Annotated in this window: 17 protein-coding genes; 13 read left to right on the top strand and 4 right to left on the bottom strand. The window is 66.1% G+C overall.

The window, feature by feature from the left end; genetic code table 11:
- Positions 1-59 precede the first annotated feature (59 nt).
- The gene (locus Q0938_RS06315) at positions 60-857 is read right to left on the bottom strand and encodes a methyltransferase domain-containing protein (protein ID WP_299360367.1); all 798 of its coding nucleotides are present in this window, start codon (positions 855-857) and stop codon (positions 60-62) included.
- 118 nt (positions 858-975) lie between these two features.
- Between Q0938_RS06315 and gloB the strand changes: the two genes are divergently transcribed.
- The 10 genes from gloB to Q0938_RS06365 all read left to right on the top strand — a co-directional run bounded on the left by gloB (position 976) and on the right by Q0938_RS06365 (position 11,042).
- A complete protein-coding gene (gene gloB, locus Q0938_RS06320; RefSeq protein ID WP_299360315.1) occupies positions 976-1,725 on the top strand; it encodes a hydroxyacylglutathione hydrolase in 750 nt (249 codons plus the stop codon).
- Between the two features lie 193 nt (positions 1,726-1,918).
- Positions 1,919-4,240 (top strand): ATP-dependent Clp protease ATP-binding subunit ClpA, encoded by a 2,322-nt coding sequence (gene clpA / locus Q0938_RS06325; protein WP_299360317.1) that lies wholly within the window; start codon positions 1,919-1,921, stop codon positions 4,238-4,240.
- A 214-nt stretch (positions 4,241-4,454) separates the two neighbouring features.
- Positions 4,455-5,405, top strand: coding sequence for a polyphosphate kinase 2 (gene ppk2, locus Q0938_RS06330; RefSeq protein ID WP_299360319.1), 951 nt, complete (start codon positions 4,455-4,457; stop codon positions 5,403-5,405).
- Between the two features lie 22 nt (positions 5,406-5,427).
- Positions 5,428-5,727, top strand: coding sequence for a DUF1330 domain-containing protein (locus Q0938_RS06335; protein WP_299360321.1), 300 nt, complete (start codon positions 5,428-5,430; stop codon positions 5,725-5,727).
- A gap of 60 nt (positions 5,728-5,787) precedes the next feature.
- Positions 5,788-6,243 (top strand): TerB family tellurite resistance protein, encoded by a 456-nt coding sequence (locus Q0938_RS06340; RefSeq protein ID WP_299360323.1) that lies wholly within the window; start codon positions 5,788-5,790, stop codon positions 6,241-6,243.
- 82 nt (positions 6,244-6,325) lie between these two features.
- A complete protein-coding gene (locus Q0938_RS06345; protein WP_299360324.1) occupies positions 6,326-7,132 on the top strand; it encodes an amino acid ABC transporter ATP-binding protein in 807 nt (268 codons plus the stop codon).
- 29 nt (positions 7,133-7,161) lie between these two features.
- Positions 7,162-7,947 (top strand): transporter substrate-binding domain-containing protein, encoded by a 786-nt coding sequence (locus tag Q0938_RS06350; RefSeq protein WP_299360325.1) that lies wholly within the window; start codon positions 7,162-7,164, stop codon positions 7,945-7,947.
- A gap of 54 nt (positions 7,948-8,001) precedes the next feature.
- A complete protein-coding gene (locus tag Q0938_RS06355) occupies positions 8,002-8,883 on the top strand; it encodes an ABC transporter permease (protein ID WP_299360326.1) in 882 nt (293 codons plus the stop codon).
- Positions 8,880-9,707 carry an ABC transporter permease subunit gene (locus Q0938_RS06360; RefSeq protein WP_299360327.1) on the top strand — a complete coding sequence of 276 codons (828 nt, stop codon included), beginning with the start codon at positions 8,880-8,882 and terminating at the stop codon, positions 9,705-9,707. The genes Q0938_RS06355 and Q0938_RS06360 overlap by 4 nt, the downstream gene beginning before the upstream one ends.
- A gap of 3 nt (positions 9,708-9,710) precedes the next feature.
- Positions 9,711-11,042, top strand: a complete 1,332-nt coding sequence (locus tag Q0938_RS06365; RefSeq protein ID WP_299360328.1) for a glutamine synthetase family protein — start codon at positions 9,711-9,713, stop codon at positions 11,040-11,042.
- Positions 11,043-11,317: 275 nt separating this feature from the next.
- On the opposite strand, the gene Q0938_RS06370 is transcribed toward Q0938_RS06365, so the two are convergent.
- The 3 genes from Q0938_RS06370 to Q0938_RS06380 form a co-directional block, all read right to left on the bottom strand.
- Entirely contained in the window at positions 11,318-11,476 is a 159-nt protein-coding gene (locus tag Q0938_RS06370) for a hypothetical protein (protein WP_299360330.1), read from the bottom strand.
- A 199-nt stretch (positions 11,477-11,675) separates the two neighbouring features.
- The gene (locus Q0938_RS06375; protein WP_299360331.1) at positions 11,676-12,134 is read right to left on the bottom strand and encodes a type II toxin-antitoxin system RatA family toxin; all 459 of its coding nucleotides are present in this window, start codon (positions 12,132-12,134) and stop codon (positions 11,676-11,678) included.
- Between the two features lie 288 nt (positions 12,135-12,422).
- Positions 12,423-13,274: a neutral zinc metallopeptidase gene (locus Q0938_RS06380; RefSeq protein ID WP_299360332.1), complete on the bottom strand. Its 852-nt coding sequence runs from the start codon at positions 13,272-13,274 to the stop codon at positions 12,423-12,425.
- A gap of 137 nt (positions 13,275-13,411) precedes the next feature.
- Between Q0938_RS06380 and Q0938_RS06385 the strand changes: the two genes are divergently transcribed.
- The 3 genes from Q0938_RS06385 to gyrA all read left to right on the top strand — a co-directional run bounded on the left by Q0938_RS06385 (position 13,412) and on the right by gyrA (position 17,402).
- The gene (locus Q0938_RS06385; RefSeq protein ID WP_299360333.1) at positions 13,412-14,011 is read left to right on the top strand and encodes a DedA family protein; all 600 of its coding nucleotides are present in this window, start codon (positions 13,412-13,414) and stop codon (positions 14,009-14,011) included.
- On the top strand, positions 14,011-14,520 hold the full coding sequence (locus tag Q0938_RS06390; protein ID WP_299360334.1) for a disulfide bond formation protein B: 510 nt from the start codon (positions 14,011-14,013) through the stop codon (positions 14,518-14,520). Before Q0938_RS06385 ends, Q0938_RS06390 begins: the two co-directional genes overlap by 1 nt.
- 149 nt (positions 14,521-14,669) lie before the next feature.
- Positions 14,670-17,402 carry a DNA gyrase subunit A gene (gene gyrA / locus Q0938_RS06395; protein ID WP_299360368.1) on the top strand — a complete coding sequence of 911 codons (2,733 nt, stop codon included), beginning with the start codon at positions 14,670-14,672 and terminating at the stop codon, positions 17,400-17,402.
- The last annotated feature ends 84 nt before the right edge of the window (positions 17,403-17,486 follow it).

A 17,486-nucleotide genomic window follows, 5' to 3' on the forward strand; every position in this document is an offset into this window, starting at 1 on the left:
GATGCCCCATTGCGGTTGCCGGGCGGGGTTGCCCGCGGCAGCTCGGAACTGCGGCCCGATCAGGGATCCTCGCCTGCCCCATGCGCCGCCCGCTGTCGTATCTGACCCGCCGGGCGCGGCCGGGGCCGCGCGATGCCCTCCAGCACCTCCAGCGGGCTGGGTACGGTGACGTGCAGTGCCGGCCCGACCGGCGCGTGAACCTGTTTCGTCAGCTCCACGATCAGCACCCCGGCCACCAGGGCCGACGCGATGCGGCTGCCGGTCCGCTCCCACAGCTGAGCGCTCTTCAGCCAGAACCGACGGTCCGAGGGCGGGATGTAAAGCGCCGGCAACCCACGTTCAAACACGAATCCCGCGGCCCGCGTCTGGGTGTCCAGCTGCCGCCGGGTATAGCTGCGGCCGAATCCGAATGGCGTCGCGTCGGTCTGGGCCCACAATCCGGCTCGGTTGGGCACCATGATCAGCATGCGTCCCCCTGGGCCGAGCACGCGCCACGCCTCGGCCAGCAGAGCCGCGGGGTGATCGGACGTCTCCAGCCCGTGCAGCATGACCATCCGGTCGACGCTGCCGGTATCGAGCGGCCAGGCGGTTTCATCGCACAACGTCGAATGGTTCGGTGCGCCGCCCGGCCAGGCCATGACCCCCTGCGGCCCGGGCATCAGCGCGATGACCCGCCGCGCAGGTGCCAGATAGGGCCGCAGCAGCGGGGCGGCGAAGCCAAAGCCCGCCACGGTCATTCCGGTCACCCCGCCGGGCGGCCAGAACGTGCAGAGCCGGTCGCGCAGGATCCGCTGGACGACCCGCCCCAGCGCCCGCTGGTAATAGAATCGGCGCAGGTCGATGACGTCATGGTGCATGACGACAAGACGCCAGCCCGCCACGCGCACGTCAAGCCGGGCCGGACCATGGAGGCACGGGTTTGAACCCGCGCCGAGCCTGGACTAGCCTTGCAGGGGGAATGGGAAGGAACAGGACATGGCCGAACTGGTGACGATCCGCTGCCTCAGCGACAACTATGCCTACCTCGTGCACGGGGACGGCGAAACCGCGCTGATCGATGCGCCCGAAGCGGAGCCGATCCTGGCGGAACTGGACCGGCGCGGCTGGGAACTGGACCACGTCCTTCTGACCCATCACCACGCGGACCACGTCCAGGCAGTGGCGGACATCGTTGCCGCGACCGGCGCCGCGGTGACCGGCAACGCGGCGGATGCCGCCCGGCTGCCGTCTCTGGACAGGGCGGTGTCCCCGGGCGACGCGTTCGCGATGTGCGGCGATCAGGTGCAGGTGATCGACGTGCCGGGCCACACCGTCGGCCATGTCGCCTTTCACCTGCCCGGGTCGCGGCTGGTGTTTACCGCCGACAGCCTGATGGCGCTTGGCTGCGGACGCCTTTTCGAAGGTACGGCCGCCCAGATGTGGGACAGCCTGTCCCGTCTCAACGCCCTTCGGGCTGAAACGATCGTCTGTTCAGGCCATGATTATTGCCGCAGCAATGGCGCTTTTGCGCTGTCGGTCGACCCCGACAACCGGGCCCTTCGGGAACGGCTGGACGCCACCGCGGCCGGGCGGCGGGCCTGCTCCCCCTCCACCCTCGCGGACGAGCGGGAGACCAACCCGTTCCTGCGGGCACCCCTCCTGGCCGCCGGGCTGGGGATGGCGGATGCTGCGCCCGCCGAGGTGTTTGCGCGGCTACGACAGCTGAAGGACGAGTTTCGCGGTTGAACGCAACGGCTGCTTGAAAAACCGCGGCACGCTGATCACATCTGGCTCAACAATGGTCCATTCAGGGGGGCCATCCCTGATTACCCCTTGATCCGTGGCCAGATCCATTAATTCTTAAATCAATCGTGACAGTCTGGACAGGTGGACCGCAAGATGTGGCCCAGACCGCCAGCCGACTGACAGGAGCCTGCCCGTGCCGACTTTCTCCAACACTCTGGAACAGGCGATCCACGCCGCGCTGTCGCTGGCCAATCAGCACCGCCATGAACTTGCCACGCTGGAACACCTGCTGCTCGCGCTGACCGACGAACCCGATGCGGTGAAGGTCATGCGCGCCTGCAACGTCGATCTGGACGAACTGCGCCGGATGCTGACGGACTATATAGACGACGACCTCTCGACGCTGATCACCGATGTGGACGGATCCGAGGCGGTGCCGACGGCCGCGTTCCAGCGGGTGATCCAGCGCGCGGCGATCCACGTCCAGTCGTCGGGCCGGGCCGAGGTGACCGGTGCCAACGTGCTGGTCGCCATCTTTGCCGAACGCGAATCGAACGCGGCGTTCTTCCTGCAGGAGCTGGAGATGACGCGTTACGACGCGGTCAACTTCATCGCCCACGGGGTCGCCAAGAACCCGTCCTTTGCCGAACCGCGCCGCGTGCAGGGCGCGGAGCCGGCAGAGCAGGCAGAAAGCGCCAACCCCAAGTCCGGAAAGGACGAGACCGCCTTGGCCAAGTACTGTGTCGACCTGAACGAAAAGGCGCAGAAGGGCGACGTCGATCCGCTGATCGGCCGGGCCGACGAGGTCGAGCGCTGCATACAGGTGCTGTGCCGCCGGCGCAAGAACAACCCGCTTCTGGTGGGTGATCCCGGCGTCGGAAAGACCGCCATCGCCGAGGGGCTCGCGTTGAAGATCATCCGGGGCGAGACGCCGGATATCCTGGCAGGTGCCACGATCTATTCGCTGGACATGGGGGCGCTGCTGGCCGGCACCCGCTATCGCGGAGATTTCGAGGAACGGCTGAAGGCCGTCGTCAAGGAACTGGAGGAGCACGAGGACGCCATCCTGTTCATCGACGAGATCCACACCGTGATCGGCGCCGGCGCGACCTCCGGCGGTGCGATGGATGCATCCAACCTGCTCAAGCCGGCGCTGGCGGGCGGCAAGCTTCGCTGCATGGGATCAACCACCTACAAGGAGTTCCGCCAGCATTTCGAGAAGGATCGGGCGCTGTCGCGGCGGTTCCAGAAGATCGACGTGAACGAACCCAGCGTGCCCGATGCGATCAAGATCCTTCAGGGGCTCAAGCCCAGCTTCGAAAAGCACCATGAGCTGCGCTATACCTCCGAGGCGATCCGCACGGCTGTCGAGCTTGCCTCGCGCTACATCAACGACCGCAAGCTGCCCGACAGCGCCATCGACGTGATCGACGAGGCCGGGGCCGCCCAGCATCTTGTGGCCGAAAGCAAGCGCCGCAAGACGATCGGCACCCGCGAGATCGAGGCCGTCGTGGCCAAGATCGCGAGGATCCCGCCGAAAAGCGTCAGCAAGGACGACGCCGAGGTGCTGCGCGATCTGGAAAAGACGCTCAAGCGGCTGGTGTTCGGACAGGACAAGGCGATCGAGGCGCTGGCCTCGTCCATCAAGCTGGCCCGTGCTGGCCTGCGCGAACCGGAAAAGCCGATCGGCAACTATCTGTTCGCCGGTCCGACCGGCGTCGGCAAGACCGAGGTCGCCAAGCAGCTCGCCAGCACCCTGGGTGTCGAGATGCTGCGCTTCGACATGTCGGAATACATGGAAAAGCACGCGGTCAGCCGGCTGATCGGGGCCCCGCCCGGCTATGTCGGCTTCGACCAGGGCGGGTTGCTGACCGACGGCGTCGACCAGCATCCGCATTCCGTCCTGCTGCTCGACGAGATCGAGAAGGCCCATCCGGATGTGTTCAACATCCTGCTGCAGGTGATGGATCACGGCAAGCTGACCGACCACAACGGCAAGCAGGTCGACTTTCGCAACGTGATCCTGATCATGACGTCGAACGCGGGCGCCGTGGACCAGGCCCGTGCCGCGATCGGCTTCGGCCGTGAGCGCCGCGAGGGCGAGGACAAGGAGGCCATCGAGCGAACCTTCACGCCCGAGTTCCGCAACCGGCTGGACGCGATCATCAGCTTTGCGCCGCTGCCGCGCGAGGTCATCGTGCAGGTCGTCGAAAAGTTCATCCTGCAACTGGAAGCGCAGCTGATGGACCGGGGCGTCCACATCGACCTGACCGAGGAGGCCGCCGCGTGGCTCGCCGACAAGGGCTATGACGACAAGATGGGCGCGCGACCGCTGGCCCGGGTCATCCAGGAGCACATTAAGAAGCCGCTGGCCGAGGAACTGCTGTTCGGCCGGCTGGCCAAGGGCGGCGTGGTCCGGGTCCGGATCGAGGACGACAAGCCCGTCTTCGACATCTCGGGCCCCGACACGCCGCGCCTGACCAAGGAAACGCCACCGCTGCTGACGGCGGACTGATCAGAGCGGCTGCGCGACAGAAGGCCCGGGGCCGCCAAGGTCCCGGGCCACTCCGCCATCATGATTCCCGCCATCGGACGCCACTCGATCAGCTGGACCCGGGCGTGTGGCTGCGGCACTGTTGTTCGATGCCGTTCCCCCGGGGCTTCCACATCGCCGTCACAGGACTATGGTCTGCTGAGCGCGCAACCCTGCTGCGACACCTGAGGCCCCGATGTCCGATAGATCACCATCGAAGCCCGTCCCGTCCGGCCCTCAGCCTGCGACCAGCCGCGCGGACTGGCTGGAAAACGAACTGGCACAGACCCTGGACGAAGAAATCGAGCTGGAACTCGAGGACGCCGCACTATCCGAGGCGATCGGCAAGGTCTATCGCAAGTCGCGCCCTGATCAGATGGATCGGACGGTCTATTTCCGCGAGTTGCTGCGCGTGCAGGCCGAGCTGATCAAGCTGCAGGACTGGGTCGCGCACCACAAGGAAAAGGTCGTCGTCGTCTTCGAAGGCCGGGACAGTGCCGGCAAGGGTGGGGTGATCAAGCGGATCAACCAGCGGCTCGACCCCCGTGTGGTGCGGACCGTCGCGCTTCCCGCCCCCTCCGACCGGGAAAAGACGCAATGGTATTTCCAGCGCTACGTCCCGCATCTGCCCGCGGGCGGCGAGATCGTGCTGTTCGACCGCAGCTGGTACAACCGCGCCGGCGTCGAGCGCGTGATGGGGTTCGCCAGCGAGGATGAGGTCGAGCAGTTCTTCCAAGACGTGCCCGAGTTCGAACGCATGCTGGTGCGGTCGGGCATCCGCCTGGTGAAATACTGGTTCTCCGTCACGGACGAGGAACAGCAGGTCCGCTTTCTGCTGCGCATCCACGATCCGCTGAAACAGTGGAAGCTGTCGCCGATGGACCTGCAGTCCCGCGTCCGGTGGGAGGCCTATACCAAGGCCAAGGAGGAGATGTTCGAGCGCACCAACATCGCCGAGGCGCCCTGGTACATCGTCCCCGGCAACGACAAGCGCCGGGCGCGGCTGAACTGCATCGACCATCTGCTGGGCCTGATTCCCTACACGGAGGTGCCGCACGAGGAAATCGAGCTGCCCGACCGCGTGTTCAACCCGGACTATGAGCGGGAGGTGCTGCCCCGCGACCTGTACGTGCCGGAACGCTACTGATCCCAGACAAACCGGAGCCATCATGACGAAAGCTTATTGGGTCGGCCATGTGCAGGTCGACGACCCCGCCGCCTACGAAGCCTATCGCCGCGCCAATGCCGAGGCGTTTCGACAGTTCGGCGCTCGCTTCCTGGTGCGCGGCGGCGCCCAGACGGTGGTCGAGGGCAATCTGCGCCCCCGCTGCGTGGTCATCGAGTTCCGCGATCTTGCCACCGCCCGCGCCTGCTATGACAGCCCCGAGTATCAGGCGGCCAAGGCGCTGCGCGATCCCGCCGCCGTTGCCGACATCGCCATCGTGGAAGGCTGGGACGAACAACCATAAATCAGTCGGTTGCCGCACTTATGTCCTTGTGCGGATGAGGGGGCTTTCTATGATGCCTCTATGTTCCGCAGTCTGTTGTCACGCCTGTTCACCGACGAAACCGACCAGTCGCCGCTGGCGGCCGACGACGCGGATGTGGCGGTCGCCGCGCTGCTCGTGCGCCTCGCGCGTTCGGACGATCGGTACAGCGATACCGAGCGTCGCCGGATCGACAAGATCCTCATGCAGCGCCACCATCTGAACGCCGAGAACTCGGCAGAGTACCGCGCCGCGGCCGAGATGATAGAGGCCGAGGCCCCGGATACCGTGCGCTTCACGCGCCTGATCAAGGCGCGCGTGCCGCTGGAAAACCGGGTCGGAATCATCTCGTCGATGTGGGAGGTGGCGTATGCCGACGGGGATCGCAGCGCGTCAGAGGATGCGATGATCCGTCTGGCCGCGAACCTGCTGGGGGTAACGGATCGGGAATCTGCCGTGGCCCGGCAGGAGGTCGAGGAAAGCCAGCTTCCCGACTGATGCGCGGCAGCCCTGCCCTCGGCGGCCGCGCCGCCATCATTGCGTTGCAATCGGCGCTGGAATCACGCCACATGGCGTGCAGATGAGCCGCCAGACCCACCCGACCGATCAGGTGAACGGTACCGTTCCAGTCATCGAGATCCGCGACCTGCACAAGGCCTATGGGCGGTTGCAGGTGCTGCGCGGTGTGTCCCTGCGGGCACCGCGGGGGCATGTCGTGACGCTGATCGGCTCGTCCGGATCTGGGAAATCGACCCTGCTGCGCTGCTGCAATCTCCTGGAGACCAGTCAGGCCGGTGACGTGATTTTCGAGGGCGAACCGGTCCGCTGGGCGGGAGACGGCGCCGCGCGCCATCCGGCGGATCGCGCCCAGATGCGTCGCATCCGCACCAATCTCGCGATGGTGTTCCAGCAGTTCAACCTGTGGTCCCACCTGACGATCCTGCAGAACGTCATGGAGGCGCCGGTCACCGTGCTGCGCCAGGATCGCAACGAGGTCGAGCGGCGCGCGCGCGTGCTGCTGGACAAGGTGGGGATCGGGGACAAGGCGGATGCATGGCCGGCGCAGCTGTCCGGCGGGCAGCAGCAGCGTGCTGCCATTGCCCGGGCCCTGTGCATGGAACCGCGGGCGCTGCTGTTCGACGAACCCACCAGCGCGCTCGACCCGGAACTGCAGCAGGAGGTCGTCCGGGTGATCAAGGATCTTGCCCGCGAACACCGAACGATGATCCTGGTGACCCACGACATGCGCCTGGCCGCCGACGTCAGCGACCATGTCGTCTTCCTGCACGAAGGCCGGGTCGAGGAAGAGGGCACGCCAGACCAGATCTTTCGCGCGCCCCGGACCGACCGGCTGCGCCAATTCCTCAGCGCCACGATGGTGGCCTGACAAGACCAATCGAACAACGGGAGACTGCCATGAAATCCATAGTTCTTGCCACGGCGCTGGTGCTGGCCGCTGGCGCCGGACTTGCCGACACGATCCGCATGGGCACCGAAGGGGCCTATCCCCCCTACAACTTCGTCAACGACAAGGGCGATCTGGACGGATTCGAAATCGAGCTGGGCAACGAACTCTGCAAGCGGATCGAGGCGGACTGCACCTGGGTCAAGAACGACTGGGATTCGATCATTCCGAACCTCGTCTCGTCGAACTACGACACGATCATCGCGGGGATGAACATCTCGGACGAGCGGCGGGAGGCGATCGAGTTCTCGGTCCCCTACACCCCGCCGCCGCCGTCCGCCTACATGGCCCTGACCCCCGACGCCCCGATCGACGGGGTGGTCGCGGCGCAGACCGGCACCATCCAGGCCTCGCACGTGGCCGACAGCGGCGCGCAACTGCTGGAATTCGCGACCGGCGAGGAAACGATCGATGCGGTCCGCAACGGCGAGGCCGAGGCGGTGTTTGCCGACCGCGACTTCCTTGCCCCCTTCGTCGAGGATTCGAACGGTGAACTGGTCTGGGTCGAGGGTCACGAGGACGTGCCGCTGGGAGAGGGTCTGGGGATCGGCCTGCGCAAGTCGGACACCGAGTTGAAGGCGCGTTTCGATGAGGCGATCGGGGACATGATCGCGGACGGTTCGCTGAACGAGATGATCGTCAAGTGGTTCGGCCCAGACGCCAAGACCTTTGCCGCGAACGCGACGAGTGCCGGCAGCACTGCGGCGGCCGACGCCCCCGCCCCGGCATCGAACTGATCCCACTTTGCCGCGGGGTCGTGCCGCGTGCGGCGCGGCCCCGCGCCCGATCCGATGTTTGCGAGCTGTAGCGATCCTGCCGCCCTGAACGGGCTTGCCTGGCTGATGTGCTATCTCACATCGGGCAAGCATCTGCTGTTCTACGCCTCGTTCGGGACGGTCATCCTGTTGCTGGTTGTGACCGCGCCGCTGGCGCTGCTCTTCGGATTCGGGGGCGCGCTGGCAGCCCGGTCGCGGATCACGCCGCTACGCTGGTTCGGCCGCATCTATACGGCGATGGTTCGCGGCGTGTCGGACATCGTGTTCTTTCTGTTCGTGCCGATCGCCATGGACCAGGGGCTGGAATGGCTGCGCAGCCGCGTCTTCTGCGACCCTTCGGTGCCGGTGCGCCAGGGCAATGAATTCGTGGTCTGCGCCGCCGCCAAGCTGCCGCTGGCCACCGCGCCGCAGTGGGTTCATCAGGCCTATGGCCTCTCGCTCGCCGTCGCGGCGTTCGCCGTCGTGTTCGGCGCCTTTGCCGCCAATGTCCTTCACGGTGCGATGACGGCGGTGCCACGCGCCCAACTGGAAACCGCCGAAGCCTATGGCATGACCGACCGGCAGATCGCCCGACGCATCCTGATCCCGCAGATGTGGACCTTTGCGCTGCCGGGCCTGTCGAATCTGTGGATGATCCTGATCAAGGCGACGCCGCTGCTGTTTCTGCTGGGCGTCGAGGACATCGTCTACTGGGCGCGTGAACTGGGCGGATCCAAGATCTCGACCTACGCTTACCCGCATCCGGACTGGCGACTGTGGTATTTCCTCGCAATTCTCGCATTCTACCTGGCCCTCACCTGGCTGTCGCAACGGGTGTTCGACCGCCTGACGACCCGGTTTTCGCGCGGCCAGGCGACCGCCGCCGGCGAGGCGCTGCGCTACCAGGTGGCGCCGTGAACGAATGTCTGCAGGAAATTGCTGATTTCGGGCTGCGGTCGATCGGGATTGGCACGCTGACCCTGCCCCGCACGGACCTTACCCTGTGCCGGCAGATGACGCTGATCGGATCGGGGCTGATCTGGAACGTGTATTTCGCCGTCCTCGCACTTGCTATCGGCTTTGTCTTGGCAACAGGTCTGGCGGTGGCCAAGGCCAGCCGCAACCCGCTGCTGCGCCGCCCGGCCGAGGCCTTCGTCTTCGTGTTTCGGGGCAGCCCGCTGTTCATCCAGTTCTTCATCGCCTACCAGGCGTTCGTCCTGCTGCCGCGGGGCGGAATCGAACTGCTGGGGGTGACGGTCTCCACCAGCTGGCTGACCAAGGCCTGGGCCGGCGCCCTGATCGTGCTGATCCTGAACACCACCGCCTATTCGGCGGAGATCTTCCACGGCGCGCTGCGCAACGTCCCCCGCGGTGATCTGGAGGCGGCCGACGCCTACGGCTTGGCGGGCTGGACCCGGTTTCGCCGGATCGTCTGGCCAACGACGTTGCGCCTTGCATGGCCGGCCTACACGAACGAGGCGATCTTTCTGTTTCACGCGACGACGCTGGTGTTCTTTTCAGGGTTTCCGGCCTTCCGCCAGCAGGGCGACGCGCTCTATTATGCCAGCTTCATCGCGGACAGGACCTTCAACCCCTTCGTCGCGTACCCGATCGTCGCGGGTTACTTCATCATCCTGACCCTTGCCCTGATTGGGTTCTTCGGGGTCATCAACCGGCGGCTCAACCGGCACCTGCCGGGGGCGGCGCAGCGGCTGCGCTACCGGCCGAACGTGATCAGGTGAGACATGGACTGGCTGCGGGACCACCCCGAGGTACGAACGATCCGGGTCGCGGCGGCCGACCTGAACGGCGTCGCACGGGGCAAGCGCGTCCCGGCGCGTTTCGCCGGCAAGCTGCTGACCGAGGGCACCAAGTTTCCCTATTCGGTTCTGAACATGGACATCTGGGGCGAGGACATCGAGGACAGCCCCCTGGTCTTCAAGTCGGGCGACCCGGATGGCGTGCTGATGCCGACCGAGCGCGGGTTCATGCCGATGCCCTGGCTGAATGCCCCCACCGGTCTGCTGCCGCTATGGATGTTCCACCCTGACGGTCGTCCCTATGACGGGGACCCGCGCCAGGCGCTGGCCCGTGTCGCCGAGCGCTACGCGAAAGCGGGCCTCACCCCCGTCGTCGCCACCGAACTCGAGTTCTTCCTGATCGATGATTCCGGAAAGCACCTGCAGGTGCCGCCAAGCCCGCGGTCGGGCAAGCGCCGGACCGGGGCCGAAACCCTGTCGCTGCGGGCCCTGGACGCCTTCGACAAGTTCTTCACCGATCTCTATGACGCGTGCGAGGCGATGGACATTCCCGCGGATACCGCCATTTCCGAGGCCGCGCCGGGGCAGTTCGAGATCAACCTGGTGCACCAGCCCGACCTGCTCAAGGCGGCTGACGACGCTTGGCTGTTCAAGCTGCTGGTCAAGGGCCTTGCGCGGCAATACGGCTTCGCGGGCTCGTTCATGGCCAAGCCGTACGAACTGTTCAACGGCAACGGCATGCACGTGCATTTCTCGGTCCTGGACCGCGAGGGCGCCAACATCTTCGACGACGGAACCGACGCGGGCTCCGACATACTGCGCCACGCGGTCGCCGGCTGCCTGGCGGCAATGCCGGGGTCGACGCTGCTGTTCGCGCCGCATGAAAATTCCTATGACCGGCTGGTGCCAAACGCGCACGCGCCGACCGGAATCGGCTGGGCCTACGAGAACCGGACCTCTGCCATCCGCATCCCCGCGTCCGCACCCGCGGCCCGCCGGATCGAGCATCGCACCCCCGGTGGCGACGTGAACCCCTATCTGACCATCGCGGCGATCCTCGGGGCGGCCCTGAACGGGATCGAGGATCGCGCCCCCTGCCCGGCCCCGATCACCGGCAATGCCTACACGCAGGGCCTTGCGCAGTTGCCGGCAAGCTGGGGCGAGGCGATCGACTGCTTCGCCGCCTCAGCCGAGATCAAGCGCATCTTTCCGGTCCATCTGATCGACAACCTCGTCATGACGAAACGCCAGGAACTGCGCTACATGGCGGAACTGTCCGACGAGGAAACGGTGGAGCTGTATCTCGACACCGTTTGACCTTGGGCCCCGGGGACCGCCGCAGCTGTGACCCGAATTCGGATCGCAGCGCCGAGCGCCAGCAGGGTCAGGAGCGCGCATCAGAGGGGCTGGACTGACGTCCGGTTCGGAAGCTCTTTGCTTCCACTGTACAAACGGGGCAGACACAGCACACAACCCGTCAGACGCGCCGAATCGCGCGGGTGGCACCATCATGAAATATCCTGTCAGCAGACAGATGCCTGTCAACTTCAGAGCCTCTTCAGTTACCCTACCGTGATAACTGCTGGCAGCCTTCAGACCGGCGGCACGCAGTCGCTCGCTTCCATGGTCTGGACAGGATCATCCGGTGAGCAGGGTTCACCCGACATCGGGTAGTTGGTCACTTCTGCCTCGCCGCACGCAGTCAGGACGAGGAGACTGGACAGCAGGACGGCAATGGCGACGGGCTTCATGCTGGGGCTCCTTTTCGCATGAGTGATCGCTCCCTCCCGTGTCTGTCGTCACGGTGATCAGTTGAGCATCACCGATGGGATGATAGGAAAAAGGGTCGGCGCCCGTCAACGACACGACGGCGTCGCCCGTCGTTCGCTGCCGTGCAGATGACCGGAACACGCCGGACGCATGTGTCTGTCGGCGCTTCGTGGCCCCGGGTCAGCCGTACAGCTTCCGCGCCCGGTCCTGGAATGCCCGGACGATCCGGTGCATGGCCTCGGTGAAAACGGCGCCGATCACCCGCCGCAGGATGGCGTTGCGGAACTCGAAATCGACGAAGAACTCGACCTTCGACCCGCCGCCGGGCTGGTCCTGGAAATTCCAGCCGCTGCGCATGTGGCTGAACGGGCCATCCAGGTATTCCGTGTTGATCCGTTTCTCGTCGGGGTACAGTTCGACCCGGCTGCCGAACCTTTCCCGAAACACCTTGAAGCTGATGACCAGGTCGACGGCCAGCAGTTCGGCGCCGGCCGGACCGTCTGGCAGCGGCGCACGCGACCTGACCCGCACAGCGCTGTTCCATGGCAGGAATTCGGGATAACGTTCCACGTCGGCGACCAGATCATACATCTGCTGCGCGGTGTATGGGACGGTCTGGCTGTCGGTATGCTGAGGCAAATGATCGGTCCGCTGTGCGTCGGACCCGGGTGTAGCAGGACGACGAAAGGCCTTACAACATGATCTGGCTGATGCGCGCGGCCGTTGGGTCCGCAATCCGCCGTCTCCGCCCCAGGTGAGGATGGTCATCGGACTGGTTCTGATTGCACTGGTGATTGTCACGATCGAGTGGCTGGGCTGGTGGCCCGAATGGGCAACGATGGACCGGGGTCCGGGTCGCATCCTGCCGCGCTGACCTCTGGCAGACCTGAACGCGCGTGCCTGCGGGTCTGGCCTTGGCCCGACGTTCTACAGTCCGGCTTCCTTGAACGTGTTGCACTGCGACAATTCGCCCGTCTGCATGCCTCGCTGCAGCCAGGCGCTGCGGTCCGCGGCCGATCCGTGGGTGAAACTGTCGGGCATGGGCGTGCGGCCGGCATTCTTCATCAGCATGTCGTCGCCAACCGCGCGCGCCGCATTGATCGCCTCGTCGACGTCGCCCGGTTCGATGCTGCCAAAGCGCTGGCCAGCGTGGCGGGCCCAGATCCCGGCGAAGCAATCCGCCTGCAACTCGGTGAGGACGGAAAGACGGTTCGAATCTGCCTCTGCGACGCGGCCGCGTAACTCGTTCACGCGGCCGAGGATCCCGAAGAGGTTCTGGACGTGGTGGCCGACCTCGTGGGCGACGACATAGGCTGCCGCGAAGTCGCCGCGCGCGCCCATCTTCTGTTCCATAGTGTCGAAGAAATTGGTGTCGAGATAGATCTTCTGGTCACCCGGACAATAGAACGGCCCCATGGCCGCAGATGCCCCGCCACAGGCGGATTGCACGGCCCCGGAAAACAGCACCAACGTCGGGTCGCGATACTGCAGGTCGGCCTGGTCCATCAGGACGTCGGCCCAGATCTCCTCGGTGTCGGCCAGGACCACGGACACGAACTCACCGGCCGCGCGCTCTTCCTCGGTCAGTTGCCGTTCCTGCGTGGCTGGTGCCATGCCGGTTCCGCCGCCGCCCACGATCGGCGAGATGTCGACGCCGAAGAAATACCCCACTGCCAGCACCACCAGCGTGCCGACGATCCCCAGCCCGCCGGCACCGCCGACCCCCATGCTGCGACGGTCCTCGACATTGCGGCTTCCGCGACGCCCGCGCCATTCCATACGGCTCACTCCTCAGACGATGTCGTTGTGCGGACAAGCCGCCGTAATCCCATGGTTAGGCGGGGTTGACGCGCCCCGCAAGGCAGTCGATCCAAGGCCGGGCGCCGCCGGGGCGGTCGCGGCAAAGGGAATGTCTCATGTTCGACTGGGTGCTGTCCGTGATCGAGGCATGGGGCTATCCGGGCATCTTCTTCCTGATGCTCGCCGAGAATGTATTTCCGCCGATCCCGTCCGAGGTGATCATGCCGCTGGCAGGCTACCTGGCCGGCAATGGCACCTTGTCCCTGGTTCCGACGGTGCTGGCCGGCACCACAGGCTCCGTGGTGGGGGCGCTGCTGTGGTTCTGGCTCGGCCGGGCCGTCGGGGCCGCGCGGCTGAAGCGCTGGGCCGGGCGCCACGGGCGGTGGATGACTGTCTCGCCCAGCGACATCGACCAGGCCCAGGACTGGTTCGACCGGCGCGGCGGTGCGGCGGTCTTCATCGGCCGGATGATCCCGGCAATACGCACGCTCATCTCGGTGCCGGCCGGGATCGCGTGCATGCCTCCGATACGTTTCCTGGTCTATACCGTGGCCGGCAGCTTTCTGTGGACGCTGTTGCTGGCCGCCGCCGGTCTGTTGCTCGAGGCCCAGTATGCCCGCGTCGCCGACGTCATCGACCCCGTGTCCAAGCTGGTCGTTGCCGCCGTGGTCGGTTTCTATCTCTACCGTGTGATCACGTGGAAAGGAGCCGAGTGATGCCGGCCGTTCCGGTCATCCACCGTCTCGACGCAAGACGGGCCCCCGTCGCAGCGGGGCTGGCGTCGGCGCTGCTGCTGGCAGCGGCGCTTGTGTTTCAGGCGGCAGGCTACGTTCCGTGCGAGCTTTGCATCCTGCAGCGCTGGCCGCATGTGGCCGCGGCGGCATTCGGGCTGGGCGTTCTGGCGATTGGTCCTCGACGCTGGCTTCTGGTGCTGGGGTTGCTGTCCGCTCTGGCAGCCATGCTGATTGCCGGGTACCACGCAGGGGTCGAGTGGGGTTGGTGGGCCGGACCCAGCGCCTGCACCGGCAGCCTGGGCGATCTGACGGCCTTGTCCACGACCGATCTGATGACGCGCCTGAATGCGGCCCCGGTGGTCCGCTGTGACCAACCGGCCCTTGTCGTCCTGGGACTGTCCATGGCCGGGTGGAACGCGCTTGCGTCGGCGGGTCTGTCCGTCCTGTGGGCGATATCGCTGAGCCGTCTGGCCGGCCGCGACCCGGCGTAAGGCTGATCCCCGCCGCACCTGCATTGAACCCAGTCCCGGTGGGTGTTAGATGCTTCTTCAACAAGATATAGAGGCGCAGGCGCGTGGCTGATACCCCCGACGATTTCGATGACGACACGCCGGACCCGACCCCGGACGGCCATGGCGTGATGCCCCACGACGGCCCCGTGATCGACATCGCGGCCGAGATGAAATCGTCCTATCTCGACTACGCGATGTCGGTGATCGTCAGCCGCGCCATCCCCGACCTGCGCGACGGGCTGAAGCCGGTTCACCGCCGCATCCTGTTCGCGATGAACGAAACCGGCAACACCTTCGACAAGCCCTATCGCAAGTCGGCGCGTCCGGTTGGCGACGTCATGGGGAAATACCACCCGCACGGCGACAGTGCGATCTATGACGCGCTGGTGCGGATGGCGCAGGATTTCTCGATGTCGCTGCCGCTGCTGGATGGCCAAGGCAACTTCGGCTCGATGGACGGCGACAGCGCGGCTGCCATGCGCTATACCGAGGTCCGGATGGCCAAGGCGGCGAACTGGCTGCTGGCCGACATCGACAAGGAAACCGTCGATTTCCAGGACAACTACGACGGCAAGGATCGCGAGCCGACCGTCCTGCCGGCGCGCTTCCCCAACATGCTGGTCAACGGTGCCGGCGGCATTGCCGTCGGCATGGCGACCAACATCCCGCCCCACAATCTGGGCGAGGTGATCGACGCCACGCTGGCGCTGATCGAGGACCCTGATCTGGCCACGGAACGGCTGCTTGAACTGGTGCCCGGCCCGGATTTTCCGACCGGCGGGATCATTCTTGGCCGTTCCGGCGCGCGCAAGGCGTACTTGGAGGGGCGGGGATCGGTCATCGTGCGGGCCCGCACCCGGATCGAGGATGTGCGCGGCAACCGGCAGGCCATCGTGCTGGACGACGTGCCGTACCAGGTCAACAAGGCCTCGCTGGTCGAGCGCATCGCCGAGCTCGCCAAGGAAAAGAAGATCGAGGGGATCAGCCACGTCCAGGACGAATCCGATCGTAACGGCGTGCGGCTGGTCATCGAACTGCGCCGCGACGCGACGCCGGACGTGGTGCTGAACCAGCTGTTCCGCTTTACCCCGATGCAGACAAGCTTCGGCGCGAACATGCTGGCCCTGAATGGCGGTCGGCCCGAACAGCTGACGCTCCGCGATTTCCTGGCCCACTTCATCACCTTCCGCGAAGAGGTGGTGGCTCGTCGCACGGCGTTCGAACTGCGCCGCGCCCGCGAACGCAGCCACATCCTGTGCGGGCTCGCCGTGGCGGTCACCAATGTGGACGAAGTCGTGGCCACCATCCGCGCCAGCGCCGATCCCGCGGAAGCGCGCGAGCGGCTGATGGAACGCCGCTGGCCCGCGGCCGACATTCTGGAGTATCTGCGGCTGATCGACGACCCGCAGCATCCGGTCAACGATGACGGCACCTACAACCTGTCCGAGGCGCAGGCCCGCGCCATTTTGGAATTGCGTCTGCAGCGCCTGACGGCGATGGGCGTGCAGGAAGTCACCGAGGAACTGAAGTCGCTCGCCGACGCGATCCGCGACTATCTGGCCATCCTCGCGTCGCGCGAGCGGATCATGCGGATCATCTCGGACGAACTGCGCGAGGTGACGGACCTGTTCGCTGTCCCGCGCCGCACCGAGATCACGGAATGGTCCGGCGACATGGACGACGAGGACCTGATCGAGCGCGAGGACATGGTCGTCACGATCACCTCGGGCGGCTACATCAAGCGTACGCCGCTGGTCGAGTTCCGCAGCCAGCGGCGGGGCGGCAAGGGCCTGTCGTCCATGGCGACCAAGGAAGACGACGTGGTCACGACCCTGTTCGTCGCCAACACCCACACCGAGCTGCTGTTCTTCACGACGGACGGGATGGTCTATCGCATGAAGACCTGGCGGCTGCCGCTGGGCGGGCGGACGGCCAAGGGCAAGGCGATGGTGAACATCCTGCCGATCACGCCGGGCGTCAGTATTGCGGCGCTGATGCCGGTGAACGTCCCCGAGACGGAGTGGGACGACCTGCAGGTGGTGTTCGCCACTTCGGAAGGCGGGGTGCGCCGCAACGCATTGTCCGATTTCACCAACGTGAAATCGAACGGCAAGATCGCCATGCGTCTGCCCGAAGGCGTCAGCCTGGTCGACGTGCGCATCGCAGGTGCGGACGACGACATCATGCTGATGACCGCGCTGGGGCGCGCGATCCGGTTCCGCTCGACGAATGTCCGGATCTTCAAGGGTCGGGATTCCACCGGGGTGCGCGGCGTGCGGCTGGCCCCGGGCGACCGGGTGGTGTCCATGTCGGTGATCCGGCATTTTGAGGCCGATCCCGCGGAACGGGCCGGCTATCTGAAGATGCGCCGGGCGGTTGCCGGGGCGCTGGACGACGGAGCCGAGGCTGACGACGACGAAGACGCCGTCGCGGATGCGGCGATCACCGCCGACCGCTATGCCGAGATGTCGGCCGCCGAGGATCTGATCCTGACCGTGACTGAGCGTGGCGCGGGCAAGATCAGTTCGTCCCATGATTATCCGGTGCGGGGTCGCGGCGGTCAGGGCGTGATGGCGATGGATCGAGCGATGCGCGGCGGCGCCCTGGTCGCGAGCTTTCCGGTGCAGACCGACGACCAGATCATGCTGGCCACCTCGACGGGACAGTCGATCCGGGTTCCGGTCGACGGCATCAGCTTCCGATCACGGACGGCGGGCGGCGTGCGGGTGTTCAACACCGGCCCGGACGAGGTCGTCGTCTCGGTCGCCAGGGTCGCCGAGACCGGCGGTGTGGTCGAGGTTCTGGACGGTGGCGGCCCGGATCCGGATGCTCCAGCAACGAGGCCGGACGACGACGTCTGATCCGGAACTGCCCGTTGATCCGGCGGGTGCGGCCGAGCCGCCGCCGGATTCTCCTGCTCCATACGATCATCCCGCGCGCTTACC

Origin of the sequence: uncultured Paracoccus sp. (assembly GCF_947496875.1) — a bacterium.
Lineage (GTDB): Bacteria > Pseudomonadota > Alphaproteobacteria > Rhodobacterales > Rhodobacteraceae > Paracoccus.

Excerpts from the sequence above, each read along its gene's own strand:
- Q0938_RS06355 (WP_299360326.1), top strand. The coding sequence starts at position 8,002 with ATGTTTGCGAGCTGTAGCGATCCTGCCGCCCTGAACGGGCTTGCCTGG.
- Q0938_RS06335 (WP_299360321.1), top strand. The coding sequence starts at position 5,428 with ATGACGAAAGCTTATTGGGTCGGCCATGTGCAGGTCGACGACCCCGCC.
- Q0938_RS06380 (WP_299360332.1), bottom strand. The coding sequence starts at position 13,274 with ATGGAATGGCGCGGGCGTCGCGGAAGCCGCAATGTCGAGGACCGTCGC.
- Q0938_RS06340 (WP_299360323.1), top strand. The coding sequence starts at position 5,788 with ATGTTCCGCAGTCTGTTGTCACGCCTGTTCACCGACGAAACCGACCAG.
- ppk2 (WP_299360319.1), top strand. The coding sequence starts at position 4,455 with ATGTCCGATAGATCACCATCGAAGCCCGTCCCGTCCGGCCCTCAGCCT.
- Q0938_RS06350 (WP_299360325.1), top strand. The coding sequence starts at position 7,162 with ATGAAATCCATAGTTCTTGCCACGGCGCTGGTGCTGGCCGCTGGCGCC.
- Q0938_RS06315 (WP_299360367.1), bottom strand. The coding sequence starts at position 857 with ATGCACCATGACGTCATCGACCTGCGCCGATTCTATTACCAGCGGGCG.
- gyrA (WP_299360368.1), top strand. The coding sequence starts at position 14,670 with ATGCCCCACGACGGCCCCGTGATCGACATCGCGGCCGAGATGAAATCG.
- Q0938_RS06365 (WP_299360328.1), top strand. The coding sequence starts at position 9,711 with ATGGACTGGCTGCGGGACCACCCCGAGGTACGAACGATCCGGGTCGCG.
- gloB (WP_299360315.1), top strand. The coding sequence starts at position 976 with ATGGCCGAACTGGTGACGATCCGCTGCCTCAGCGACAACTATGCCTAC.
- Q0938_RS06370 (WP_299360330.1), bottom strand. The coding sequence starts at position 11,476 with ATGAAGCCCGTCGCCATTGCCGTCCTGCTGTCCAGTCTCCTCGTCCTG.
- Q0938_RS06390 (WP_299360334.1), top strand. The coding sequence starts at position 14,011 with ATGCCGGCCGTTCCGGTCATCCACCGTCTCGACGCAAGACGGGCCCCC.
- Q0938_RS06385 (WP_299360333.1), top strand. The coding sequence starts at position 13,412 with ATGTTCGACTGGGTGCTGTCCGTGATCGAGGCATGGGGCTATCCGGGC.
- Q0938_RS06345 (WP_299360324.1), top strand. The coding sequence starts at position 6,326 with ATGAGCCGCCAGACCCACCCGACCGATCAGGTGAACGGTACCGTTCCA.